The sequence below is a fragment of the Lacinutrix gracilariae genome, assembly GCF_042684485.1.
Taxonomy (GTDB): Bacteria; Bacteroidota; Bacteroidia; order Flavobacteriales; family Flavobacteriaceae; genus Oceanihabitans; species Oceanihabitans gracilariae.
Genome location: NZ_JBHULM010000011.1, coordinates 1,233,092 through 1,245,397, shown reverse-complemented (window position 1 = coordinate 1,245,397; position 12,306 = coordinate 1,233,092). Strand labels below are relative to the sequence as shown.

Here is a 12,306-nt window from a genome sequence, read left to right as displayed (position 1 = left end):
ACATTTTTTATAATAAATATTTACATTTGGCAGGAGTTTTGTATTAACATAACTATAACATAACATTTGCATTCATGAAAAATTTAAAATTCTGGCTTACAACACTGTGTTTAACAGTGCTATTATCTGCACAAGCTCAAGAAAAAAAGAAATTTAAAGTCCATACTGTAGGATTTTACAATCTAGAAAACCTATTTGATACTATTAATGACAAAACGAAGTTTGATGAAAGAAGTCCTATAATGGAAATGAAAACCAAACGATCTGAAGTATATCTTCAGAAAGTTAAAAACATGGCTGGAGTAATTTCTGAAGTAGGTAAAGACGTAACACACAACTCTCCTGTACTATTAGGAGTTAGTGAAGTTGAAAACAGAGAAGTACTTGAAGATATAGTAAACGACTCTTCCTTAATTCATCAAGACTATGGTATTGTGCACTACAACTCACCAGACGTAAGAAGTATTGATGTTGCGCTTTTATACCAAAAGAAATTTTTTACTCCTTTATCTACAAGTAGTCATGAATTAAAAATTTTTGATGACAGCTCTAACAAAAGAATTTATACTAGAGACCAATTATTAGTAAGTGGTAAATTAGAAGGTGAAATGATTCATGTAATTGTTAACCACTGGCCTTCAAGAAGTGGTGGAGAAGCTAAAAGTAGACCAAAACGTGTTGCTGCAGCGAAACTTACCAAGAGATTATTAGATTCTTTACAATCTATAGATCCTTACGCAAAGGTTTTTATTATGGGAGATTTAAATGATGACCCAACCAACGCTAGTGTTACAGATGTTTTAAAAGCAGAAAGCAACAAAAAGAAAGTTGGTTTTAAAGGTCTTTACAACCCATACACTAACATGTATAAAAAAGAAGGTTTAGGTACTACAGCATACAGAGATGCTTGGAGTTTATTTGATCAAATTATGGTAACACAACCATTATTAGAAAAAGACTACTCTTCTTTTAGATTGTATAAAGCAGGTATTTTTAACAAAAACTATTTAGTAAACAAACACGGAAGATATAAAGGATACCCAAAGCGTAGTTTTGCTGATGGAGGATTTACAAATGGTTATAGTGATCATTTTCCTGTATACACCTATCTTATTAAAGAAATTACCGAATAATACTTAACAGTGCATTCTGTGTGTTTATTAAACGGAATACAACACGCTTTCAAACAAAAAGAAAGAACAAATATTATAGTGCATAAAGCATTACATTATAACACTAAAAAAGGCTTCCTTACTGGAAGCCTTTTTTAATATAATAGCATTTAAACCAAGCAAAAGAATCTTTGTTTAACAATTCTTTTCTTGATGTTTAAACAACAAACGCTTTTAACCTAACCAAACACTCCAAGGTATTCTAGTTAAAACCAATATTAAGCCAATAGTGTAAAATATAGCTATGGTTTTATGTTTTGGTTTAGACGTTAATTTCTTTTTGTGTTTAGAGTAACCAATAGTAATAAAAGTTATTGCTAAAATACCTACAAAAGGGTGCTCTACAGCAAGAAGTCTTGCAAAAGAAGATAATCCTCCCATACCATTATTAACAATGTTTTGCACACCATTTGGTGAAGTAAAATACAATACCAAACCTATTAATAATTGAATATGTGTAACGATAAGTGTAAACAATGCTATTCTAAAATCTTTAGCTTCATACTCTTTATCACTAAACGTTTTAATTAGGCTATTTACTACTGCTAGTATTAAAATAATAAGGACCAAATAAGCCCAATAAGAATGAAGGTTTTTTACAATACTGTACATATAATTTATGTTTAATTAGTTTAAAAACAAATGTAGTAATTATTAAGCATAAAAAAACCTCTTCAAATTAATGAAGAGGTTTTTAAACCAATAATTTTTACAAATTAGAATTTAAATCTAATTCCGAAGTTCCAAGTTCTTCCGTTTCCAAAGTACACTTGGTTATTTTGATTAACTCCTAAGTAAGTAGCATCTCCAGCTTCTGCTTGAATTGCTGTACTAGATTGAGAGAAATATTCTTCGTCTAATAAGTTGTTAATGTTAAATCTGAAGTTTACAGAATTTGTTTTGTCTTTACCAACTAACATTTTGTAAGATAATCCCATATCTACTAAACTGTAGTTTGGCAACTCTAAGTTTTCTTTAATTGCTCCAACATCAGCATATAAGTTATCATAGAATCTGTAGTCAGCATCAATAGAGAATCTTTCCACTATTTCAAAATCTGCACCTAAACCAAATGTTGTTTGTGCAGCACCACCAACTTTACCACCATCTACATCATCCATCTCAACAGATAATGTTTCTAGGTTTTCGTTTCTTGTTGTTGTTTGTGCATCACCAACATACTCCCAGTTACCAACAGAAGCAAAACCTTTAATTCTTAAAGAATTGATTGGCTTATATTGTAATTGAAGCTCTGCTCCAGAGTGTAATTGCTCAACTCCTTCATCTGTTTCAAATAATAAAGCATTAGTTACGTCATCAGTGTAAGAAGAAGACTCTACACGATCTTTCCATGATGTTCTATATAAATCTAAAGATGCAGAGAATACAGAAGATGTATATTGGTAACCTACTTCAATACCAAAAATCTTTTCGTTTTCCGTTAATGGGTTAACGTCATTGGTATAGTTTAAGTAAATATTATCATGGTAAGGTTGACGTGAGTAGTAACCTCCATTTGCATATACTTTATTATTTTCATTTAAAGAATAACTAGCACCTGCTTTAATATTAAAACCTGTATTGTTTACCGTTTCAGATTCTTCATTAGCTTCATCATAGTTAAATCTATCCCATCTTACGTGAGATTGAGTAGATACAGCACCTTGAAAAAATGCAGAGAAACTATCTGTTGCATACTCTAACTGACCAAATAAACCACCATAGTTAATACGCTCATCATAATCGTAATCAATTCTATCCTCTTCATCAGCAAAGTTAAATAACGTAGACCAAGGGTTAATACTATAAGTATTAGAAACAACATAGTCATCTGGATACTGAGCGCTAATTTGCCCTTCATCAAATCCATTTAAGCCTAATAAATCTACTAATTGTCTAAAGTGAGTTCCTTTATAAGTACGTAAATCTGCACCTACATTTAAGGTAAGGTTATCAGATAATTCATTTTCATAGTTGGTTACTAAACCGTACCAAGCATGGTTATTCATTGAAGCTCTAATTGCAGAACCTGTATAAGTACTACCACTACCAATACCATCAGTCACATCTTGATTAGCAGCTATAGTAGCATCCCAATCTACTAAACCAGTGTCAGTAGAAGCAGTATAAGCTCCATAACCACCAGTTCCTCCTCCACGTCCCCATGAAGCATAAACTACAGTAGATAAGTTAGATTTGTCATTGATATTCCAATCCCAGTTTAAGTTAGCAACTGGTTTGTGGTAAAAGTTTGTTCTTAAACTTAAGTACTCACCATTACGGTACCCATAGTTATAGTTGTATTTTTTTCCGTACTCTAAGTAATCAGAAATTCTCTTTCTGTAGTTTTGATCATGTTGTTGTGGTGCACCTGTAACTAAAAAGTTTAAGTTGTGCTTATCATTTACTTTATAACCAAAAGAAATGAAATAAGTTTGTCCTTCTCCTTTAGTTCCAAAGTTATATCCATCACCTTGCCAGTGCGACATCATTATTGTAGCTCCGAATCCTTTTTCGTTCATTCCTGTGCTATAACCAGCAGCAGTTTTTAAGTAATTGTTATACCCTGTTGATAAAGCAACAAAACCACCTTCTCTTTTGTCTGTAGCTTTAGTAACAAAGTTTACCGTACCACCAACAGAAGAAATTGCTAATTTAGAAGAACCTAATCCTCTTTGAATTTGAACAGCACTTGCTATATCAGAAATACCAGACCAGTTAGACCAGTACATTTTACCGTCTTCCATACCATTAATTGGTTGCCCATTTAATAAGAATGCTGTGTTATCTTGGTCAAAACCACGAACACGCATGTTTGTATCTCCAAAACCTCCAGCTTGTCCAGAAACATATACAGATGGTGTATTTACTAAAGTAGCTGTAACATCTTGTGTTCCTATTTTTTGTTGAATTTCTGCGGCTTTAATTGTAGATACAGCAACAGGTGTATTTCTATCACCAGCTAAATCAATAACTCCAGACCCCATAACAACAACCTCTTCTAATGAGTTATCACTAGTTAAAGTAATGTTACCTAAATTAGTGTTACCATTAAATTTTAATGTTACTGTTGTATAACCTACATAAGAAATAACAACCTCTCCTGAGTTTGCTTGCGTTGTAATTTTGAAATTACCATCAAAATCTGACGACGCTCCATTTGCAGTTCCTTTCTCTATAATGTTCGCTGCCGGAAGTGGCGCGTTCATTTCGGCATCAATAATAGTACCTGTAACTGTACTTTGTGCCATTGCTCCTGTAGTAACGAAAGCTACTAGTAAAAATAAAAATCTTGAAATTTTTTTCATTTTATTAAATAAGATTGGTTTAATTTTTTGCAAAATTACATCTAATTAATGGTTTAACATTAACTAAACGTTAACAAATTTTTCAACCCTCAATTTAATAAAAATTGTTAAAGTGTTTATTTTGAGTATAAAAAAGCTATAAACAATCTTTTTAACAATTATTTTGTTAAATTTTTATAATGCTTTAACAAATTTAAGGTAGAAGAGTCATGATTAGTAAAACTATCTTTTTCAAACTCTTTTAATATTTTTCCAGCAAGTTGCTTACCAAGCTCTACACCAAACTGATCATAACTAAATATATTCCAGATTACACCTTGAACAAATATCTTATGCTCATACATAGCAATAAGTTTTCCTAAACTTTCTGGTGATAGTTTATTGATAAAAATAGTATTGGTTGGCTTATTACCTGCAAACACTTTAAAAGGAACTAGTGTTTCTTCGGTACCTTCTGCTATTACTTGGTTTGCGTCTTTTCCGTTTAAAAGCGCTTCTGTTTGCGCAAAGAAGTTAGACATTAATTTGTCTTGATGCTCTTTATTACCATGTAAAGACTCTGCAAAACCTATAAAATCTGCTGGTATTAATTTTGTTCCTTGGTGTATTAGCTGAAAAAATGCATGTTGAGCGTTGGTTCCTGGTTCTCCCCAAATAATAGTACCTGTTTGGTAGCTTATTGGTTTTCCGTTTCTGTCTACACTTTTCCCGTTGCTCTCCATAATACCTTGTTGTAAATAGGTAGCAAATTGGTTTAGGTATTGTGAATACGGAATAACAGCTTCACTTTCTGCATTAAAAAAGTTATTATACCAAACACTAATTAATGCTAGTACAACCGGAATATTACTTTTAAAATCTTCGGTTTTAAAATGGGTATCCATTTTATTAGCACCTAGAAGTAGTTTTTCAAAATTTTCATTTCCTACTGCTAAGCTTATGGTTAAGCCAACAGCACTCCAAAGTGAAAAACGACCTCCAACCCAGTTCCACATTGGAAAAATATTATTGGCATCTACACCAAAATCTTGAACCTTTTCTAGATTAGTAGAAACTGCCACAAAATGCTTAGCAATATCTTCTTGTTTTGCACTTTTTAAAAACCATTTTTTTATTGTAGTTGCATTAGATAAGGTTTCTTGGGTTGTAAAGGTTTTAGAAACAATTACAAACAAGGTAGTTTCTGGGTCAAGCTTTTTAATTACTTCATTTACATGATCTCCATCTACATTACTAACAAAATGTGTGGTTAGTTGGTTTTTATAAAACTGTAATGAATCTACTACCATTGCAGGACCAAGGTCTGAACCACCAATACCAATATTTACAACATCTGTAAAAGCTTTGTTTGTAAACCCTTTTTTATTTCCTGAAATAACAGCTTCAGAAAAATCTTTTATTTTTTGTTTTACCGAAAATATTTCTGGCATTACACTAACACCTTCTACTTTTATATCTGCGTCTTTTGGCGCTCTTAAAGCAGTGTGCAGCACTTCTCTTTTTTCGGTTTCGTTTATAACTTCACCAGAAAAATACGCTTGCATGGCTTCTTTTAATTGTACCTCATCTGCTAACTGTAACAACAATTTAAATGTTTCTTCAGTGATTCGGTTTTTAGAAAAATCTACATAAAAATCTTCCCAAGAAATGGTAAACTTTTCTGCTCTTTTTTCGTCTTGAGCAAATAAATTTTTCATTTCAACATCTTGCATTTTATTAAAATGTGCTTCAAGATTTTTCCAAGCTTTAGTACTTGTTGGGTCCATTTTTGGTATAGCCATAGTCTAGTTGTTTTCTTATGAAATTAAATTAGTATCTATTATAATATCTTCTAAAGGTTCTGCTTTATATTGAATATTGTCTAACTGCCCTTTAAGCGGTTTGATAAATTCTAGATATTCTGCTTTTAAACTATCTGAAATAGGTTCTGCTTCTGGTAGTTTTTGTTTAAAAGGATCTACTTCTTTACCATTTTTCCAGAAACGATAACATACGTGAGGTCCTCCTGTATTTCCTGTCATACCAATCCAACCAATAACATCTCCTTGTTTTACAAAATCTCCTTTTTTAACATTTTGTGCTTTCATGTGAAGGTATTGCGTTTGGTAGGTAGCATTGTGTCTTATTTTTACAAATTTACCATTACCACCACGTCTGGTAGATTCTATAACTGTTCCGTTTGCTGTTGCAAGAATTGGTGTACCAATAGGTGCTGCAAAATCGGTTCCTCTATGCGGACGAATTTTATTGCCATAATAAGCAATACGTCTTTTTAAGTTGTAGCGAGATGAAATACGGCTAAACTTAACAGGTGCTTGTAAAAAGGCACGACGTAAGTTTTTGGCTTCTTCATTGAAATAATCGGTAATTCCTGTTAGGCTATCGGTTTCAAATTGAAAAGCATAAAAAGGTTCGTTATTATGTTCAAAGTAAGCAGCTTTAACATCTGCTACACCTGCATATATACTATCATCAATATATTTATCTGTATAAATTACTTTAAAACGATCTCCTTTTTGAAGACGTCTAAAATCTATAGTCCAAGGATAAATTTCATCGGCTAATTTATAGGCTAAACGCACACTTACGTTTTGATTGTCTAATGCTTCAGAAATGTTAGAAGTTATAACACCTGCTACTTCTTTTTCAACAAATGTTATCGGTTTTTTGCTTGTATACGCGTGAATAGAGTCTTGAAAATTAATGACTACGTATTCTTCTTTATTAGGTTGATAAATAAAACATCTTGGCTTTTCAAGAGAATCACCTTTTGTACATAGAAGTGTATAAGGTTTACCAACTTGTAGTTTTCTTATATCAAAAGTATCTTTTGCAACTTCTGCTATTTGAAAAATGTCTGGATAGCCAATATTATTTCGTTCTAATATTTGCCCAAAGCTATCTCCTTTTTGAATAGTATCTCTTTTAACCACATAGTCATCTAGGTTAAAACCAAACTCTATGGTTTCTTCTGGTTCTACAATGGCTATTTCTTCTGAAATAACTTCTTTAGGTTCGTCTTTACAGCTATAAAATAAACTTATAGTTGCAAATGCTACTAGGCATTTTTTCCCCAATCTTTTAATTCTTGCTCGCTCCATAGTTCTGGAAAAAATATTCTTCTTTGGTATTTAGGATGCATGTATTTTACCCATTCACTTCCTCCTGTTGCTTCTGCTGTTTTTCCACCAATATTAAGGTAGTGGTTTGCAGTATTATAATGAGCCATAACCCATTTAATATTTACAGTATGGTCATAATGACGCATGGCATCTATTAATTTTTGATCTTCTTTAACATGATTTGGGAGTTCTTTGAATTTTGTCCACAAATTATGTGTATTATAGAATTGCGCAAATCTAAGAAATTCGTCTTTATATTTTTCTTCAAAAACTGTTAATAAATAGCTTTTTTTGCCAGTTTTATAGTCTTTTCCTGCTGCTTGCCAATATAAATGGTCAAAAGCATGCTCATAAGAGGTATTTCTATCTATGGTTTCTCTAAATCTATTATCAATAAGATTTATAAGTTCTGTAGACGCAAATTCAATTTTACGATATTGTGCACTTTGAAATCCGCTTGCTGGAGTTAAGGTGTTTCTAAACTTATTGTATTGCTCTACATCCATACCATCTTTCATGATAGTAAACGAAGAGGTAAGCATATCAAAATAACGACTGATACGCATAATTTTTTCAGAAAAAAACGCAGCATCAATATCTTCCTTTTTTGCTACTTGGTCTATTTCCCAAAGTATCATTTTAAACAACAACTCGTTAATTTGATGATACATAATAAACACCATTTCATCTGGTAAAACAGAGCGTTGCGTTTGTAAATCTAGCAAAGCATCTGTTTGAATATAGTCCCAATAATTTATAGGTTTACTATATAATAATCCTTGTAAGTGTACCTCTAAATCTTGGCCAATATTATCAAATTTTTCTTTGAGTTGGTTGGTTATATCTTTATTCATTAATTTTTAGTAATAATATTAAAAGGGTGTTTTAAACCTTTAAAGGCGTTTAAATCTGCTCTAAGCGAACCTACAGCAAGATCTGCCTTGATACGTAAAGGTACTTTATTTTTGTCTTTTGAAACCCAAAGTGTTAAACTTTCTTCTTCTTTAAAGACACGTCCTGCCATAACATATGGTCTAAATTTTACGGTTTTTACTTCGCCAAATTCGGTTTCAATAGTTTCTTCCCCTAGATACTTTAATTTAAAGCCATAATTTTCTTCATCAAAAAACATATCTGTTTGTATTTCGTCTCCTGGCTTTAAGTTTTCAATTTCTATTTTATTTCTTAAATAATAATACATAGAAACCATGTCTTGTACATTTGGCTTAGTGTCTACAACAATTCTCTTTTTTTTCTTCTTGTTGTGAACATGTGCTTTATTGTTTTGTTGATCAAACTCTATTTCTATGTCTTTAGTGTGACCACCTTCATCAATATTTCTAATAAATTTATAAGGCAATAAGGTAGTTTTATCAAAATAGCTTTCATACCTATCTTTTACTTTAAAAAACCATTTAATGGCTCCTGTTGTCCAACCTTTACCAACTACGTGATATACTGGTTTCCCTTTAACCGAACTGTTTTTAACTGCAAGTGTAGCGTTTCCTGCTTTAAAGAAACCACTATAACTCATTTCAAACCGAAACCATTCTCCTTCTTGAAAAGCACTTTCTTGCTGAGCAAACGTGTTGCTTATTGCTAAAACTGTTATTAATATAAATAGTATATTTTTCATAGTTGGTTGTAATTGAATCTGTAACTTTTATTCTTAAAAAATATTATTAAGTTTTAATAATTACAATTACTATTCCAAAAGTATAAAACAAAAAAAACTCTAAGCGTATAATTGTTAGAGTTTTTAATGTACTGCATGTTAAATAATTGTTATAGTGTACCTCTTTTAGCCTGCTCTCTTTCGATAGACTCAAAAAGGGCTTTAAAGTTTCCTGCACCAAAACCTTTAGCTCCCATTCTTTGAATAATTTCAAAAAACAAAGTTGGTCTATCTTCTACTGGTTTGGTAAATATTTGTAATAAGTAGCCTTCTTCATCTGCATCAATCATGATACCTAGGCCTTTTAGCTTTTCAATATCTTCTCTTAACTCATGACTAAATTCTTCTAATCTGCCTGGTACTGCTTTATAATATTCTTCTGGTGGTGTAGATAAAAATTCTACTCCGTTTGCTCTTAATTGCGAAACGGTTTTAATAATATCATCTGTAGCAACTGCTATATGTTGCACTCCTGCTCCTTCGTAAAAATCTAAATATTCTTCAATTTGCGAGCGTTTTTTACCTTCTGCTGGCTCGTTTATTGGAAATTTAATTCTTCCGTTACCATTAGACATTACTTTACTCATTAATGCAGAGTATTCGGTATGAATTTGTTTATCATCAAAAGATAAAAAGTTTTCAAACCCCATAACATCTTCGTACCATTTTACCCAAACATCCATTTGGTTCCAACCTACATTACCAACCATATGATCAATGTATTTTAAACCTGCTGTTGGCGGATTGTAATCGGATTCCCATTTTTGGAAACCTGGTAAAAATGCACCATTATAATTTTTACGCTCTACAAACATATGCACTGTTTCACCATAGGTATAAATTCCTGCTCTTACTACTTCACCATGCTCATCTTTTTCTACAGTTGGCTCCATATAAGATTTAGCACCTCTTGATGTGGTTTCTTTATACGCTTGTCTTGCATCTTCTACCCAAAGCGCTACTATTTTTACACCATCACCATGTTTTACAATATGATCGTTTATTGGTGATTTGCTATTTAAAGGCGTCGTTAGCATTAATTTTATTTTGTCTTGTGTTAACACATAACTAACCGAGTCTGTAGACCCTGTTTCTAAACCTCTGTATGCATGTGATTGAAAACCAAATGCTGTTTTATAAAAGTGTGCTGCTTGTTTTGCATTACCAACATAAAACTCTACATAATCTGTTCCTAAAAGCGGAAGGAAATCTTGTGCTCCTTCAAATATTTTTTCTAAACCGTAGTTTACTGATTTTATTTCTTTTGCCATAATATTTTAATATTGTGTGTTGACTATTTCTTTATATTTTCTTATGGATATAGAGTCTATAATTATAGAATCACTCTCTATCTCAAACATATCGTCTTCTTCATAATATAAGGAATCGTTTTCCCATTCATAATAAGAATCATTACCGTTTTCTTCATAAGCATCCATGAGTATGGTAGTAAGTAATACACCGTAAATCATAAAATACGCAAGATATAACAGGGTTACCATTGCGCTTAAGACTAATGCTATAATATTTAAAACTTTAGCATTTTTTACATTGGTATAACTAAGACTAGAATACACTTCTGTATTTTCACTAAACAACCTTAAGCTTTTGTTGGCCGAAACCAAACCTATGATACTTAAAACTACAGAAACGATAGAAAACAAACCACAGCAGCATCCTAAAAACAAAATAACTATAGCTATAATTCCTAATGTCATTGCAGAAGAATCTGCAGGTAATCTATTTTGATTCATTTCTTATTCCTCTTTCTTTATGAGAAGATTATATACTGTACCATTACTCTAACCAGGATCTTAAATACTCTTCATCTGCAATTTTCATTGCTTCTTCGGTAACCATTAAAGGTTTAAATGTATCTACCATTACGGCAAGTTCATCGGTTTTTGTTTGCCCTATACTACGTTCTGTAGCTCCTGGATGCGGACCATGAGGTATTCCTGCTGGATGCAATGAAATGTGTCCTGCGTCTATATCATTTCTACTCATAAAATCGCCATCTACATAATATAAAACCTCATCACTATCTATATTGCTATGGTTATAAGGTGCAGGAATAGAATCTGGATGGTAATCATACAATCTAGGCACAAAACTACAAACTACAAAAGCGTCTGTTTCAAAAGTTTGATGTACTGGAGGTGGTTGATGAATACGACCTGTAATAGGCTCAAAATCATGAATTGAAAATGCATACGGATAATTATAACCATCATAACCTACCACATCAAAAGGATGTGTTGCGTATACCATTTCAAAAATATCATCTTGTTTTTTTACTTTAATAGTAAAATCTCCTTTTTCATTATAGGTTTCTAATTCTTGTGGCTGACGTAAATCACGTTCGCAAAAAGGAGCATGTTCTAACAATTGCCCGAACCAGTTTCTATATCTTTTTGGTGTATAAATTGGTCTTCTTGACTCTACAATAAACAACCTATTATCTTCGGTATCGAAATCTATTTTATAAATAACACCTCTTGGCACTAGCAGGTAATCGCCATATTTAAAATCTAAATTACCAAGATGTGTACGTAGTTTTCCTGTTCCTTTATGAATAAAGATAAGCTCATCTGCATCTGTATTTTTATAAAAATAATCTTGTGTAGATTGTTTTGGTGCTGCTAATATTATGGTACAATCGCTATTAGTAAGCACTGCTTTTCTACTTTCTAAATAGTCGGTTTCTGGTTTTACTTGAAAACCTCTAAAACGATAAGATTGTATATGGTTTGCTTTTGCAATTTTTGGAGCAACACTATATTGTTTTTTTATTTCTTTTACCTGTGTTGGCCTTTGCTCGTGGTAAGAGTTTGTAGACATACCATCAAAACCAATGGTACCAAATAATTGTTCGGCATATAAACTACCATCTGGTTTTCTGAATTGCGTGTGTCTTTTTGGTGGAATTTTTCCTAATTTATGATAAAACGGCATTCTTTTAAAGTTTAAAGTTATTATATACTTCTTTTAAAACGGAATAAAACAATGCACTATCACTCTGGATTTCT

The 12,306-nt window shown here is 32.0% G+C and carries 10 protein-coding genes; 1 reads left to right on the top strand and 9 read right to left on the bottom strand.

What is annotated here, in order from left to right:
• Nucleotides 1–74 precede the first annotated feature (74 nt).
• Nucleotides 75–1,133, top strand: coding sequence for an endonuclease/exonuclease/phosphatase family protein (locus tag ACFSSB_RS12450; RefSeq protein WP_379904719.1), 1,059 nt, complete (start codon nt 75–77; stop codon nt 1,131–1,133).
• A 213-nt stretch (nt 1,134–1,346) separates the two neighbouring features.
• On the opposite strand, the gene ACFSSB_RS12445 is transcribed toward ACFSSB_RS12450, so the two are convergent.
• From ACFSSB_RS12445 to ACFSSB_RS12405, 9 genes are all read right to left on the bottom strand, one after another.
• Nucleotides 1,347–1,784 (bottom strand): hypothetical protein, encoded by a 438-nt coding sequence (locus tag ACFSSB_RS12445; protein ID WP_379904717.1) that lies wholly within the window; start codon nt 1,782–1,784, stop codon nt 1,347–1,349.
• Nucleotides 1,785–1,888: 104 nt separating this feature from the next.
• Nucleotides 1,889–4,480, bottom strand: a complete 2,592-nt coding sequence (locus ACFSSB_RS12440; protein ID WP_379904715.1) for a TonB-dependent receptor — start codon at nt 4,478–4,480, stop codon at nt 1,889–1,891.
• Nucleotides 4,481–4,638: 158 nt separating this feature from the next.
• Nucleotides 4,639–6,261 carry a glucose-6-phosphate isomerase gene (gene pgi / locus ACFSSB_RS12435; protein WP_379904713.1) on the bottom strand — a complete coding sequence of 541 codons (1,623 nt, stop codon included), beginning with the start codon at nt 6,259–6,261 and terminating at the stop codon, nt 4,639–4,641.
• Nucleotides 6,262–6,276: 15 nt separating this feature from the next.
• Nucleotides 6,277–7,581: a peptidoglycan DD-metalloendopeptidase family protein gene (locus ACFSSB_RS12430; protein WP_379904711.1), complete on the bottom strand. Its 1,305-nt coding sequence runs from the start codon at nt 7,579–7,581 to the stop codon at nt 6,277–6,279.
• On the bottom strand, nt 7,539–8,456 hold the full coding sequence (locus ACFSSB_RS12425; protein ID WP_379904709.1) for a tryptophan 2,3-dioxygenase family protein: 918 nt from the start codon (nt 8,454–8,456) through the stop codon (nt 7,539–7,541). The genes ACFSSB_RS12430 and ACFSSB_RS12425 overlap by 43 nt, the downstream gene beginning before the upstream one ends.
• Complete coding sequence (locus tag ACFSSB_RS12420; protein ID WP_379904707.1) at nt 8,456–9,238, bottom strand: DUF3108 domain-containing protein; 783 nt, start codon at nt 9,236–9,238, stop codon at nt 8,456–8,458. The genes ACFSSB_RS12425 and ACFSSB_RS12420 overlap by 1 nt, the downstream gene beginning before the upstream one ends.
• Nucleotides 9,239–9,387: 149 nt before the next feature.
• Nucleotides 9,388–10,548 (bottom strand): 4-hydroxyphenylpyruvate dioxygenase, encoded by a 1,161-nt coding sequence (gene hppD / locus ACFSSB_RS12415; RefSeq protein ID WP_379904705.1) that lies wholly within the window; start codon nt 10,546–10,548, stop codon nt 9,388–9,390.
• A 6-nt stretch (nt 10,549–10,554) separates the two neighbouring features.
• On the bottom strand, nt 10,555–11,031 hold the full coding sequence (locus tag ACFSSB_RS12410; protein ID WP_379904703.1) for a CCC motif membrane protein: 477 nt from the start codon (nt 11,029–11,031) through the stop codon (nt 10,555–10,557).
• A gap of 43 nt (nt 11,032–11,074) precedes the next feature.
• Nucleotides 11,075–12,232 (bottom strand): homogentisate 1,2-dioxygenase, encoded by a 1,158-nt coding sequence (locus tag ACFSSB_RS12405; RefSeq protein ID WP_379904701.1) that lies wholly within the window; start codon nt 12,230–12,232, stop codon nt 11,075–11,077.
• Nucleotides 12,233–12,306 lie beyond the last annotated feature (74 nt).

What these genes read in the sequence shown, in the direction of transcription:
- ACFSSB_RS12450 (WP_379904719.1), top strand. Translation starts at nt 75, where the DNA reads ATGAAAAATTTAAAATTCTGGCTTACAACACTGTGTTTAACAGTGCTA.
- ACFSSB_RS12445 (WP_379904717.1), bottom strand. Translation starts at nt 1,784, where the DNA reads ATGTACAGTATTGTAAAAAACCTTCATTCTTATTGGGCTTATTTGGTC.
- ACFSSB_RS12440 (WP_379904715.1), bottom strand. Translation starts at nt 4,480, where the DNA reads ATGAAAAAAATTTCAAGATTTTTATTTTTACTAGTAGCTTTCGTTACT.
- pgi (WP_379904713.1), bottom strand. Translation starts at nt 6,261, where the DNA reads ATGGCTATACCAAAAATGGACCCAACAAGTACTAAAGCTTGGAAAAAT.
- ACFSSB_RS12430 (WP_379904711.1), bottom strand. Translation starts at nt 7,581, where the DNA reads ATGGAGCGAGCAAGAATTAAAAGATTGGGGAAAAAATGCCTAGTAGCA.
- ACFSSB_RS12425 (WP_379904709.1), bottom strand. Translation starts at nt 8,456, where the DNA reads ATGAATAAAGATATAACCAACCAACTCAAAGAAAAATTTGATAATATT.
- ACFSSB_RS12420 (WP_379904707.1), bottom strand. Translation starts at nt 9,238, where the DNA reads ATGAAAAATATACTATTTATATTAATAACAGTTTTAGCAATAAGCAAC.
- hppD (WP_379904705.1), bottom strand. Translation starts at nt 10,548, where the DNA reads ATGGCAAAAGAAATAAAATCAGTAAACTACGGTTTAGAAAAAATATTT.
- ACFSSB_RS12410 (WP_379904703.1), bottom strand. Translation starts at nt 11,031, where the DNA reads ATGAATCAAAATAGATTACCTGCAGATTCTTCTGCAATGACATTAGGA.
- ACFSSB_RS12405 (WP_379904701.1), bottom strand. Translation starts at nt 12,232, where the DNA reads ATGCCGTTTTATCATAAATTAGGAAAAATTCCACCAAAAAGACACACG.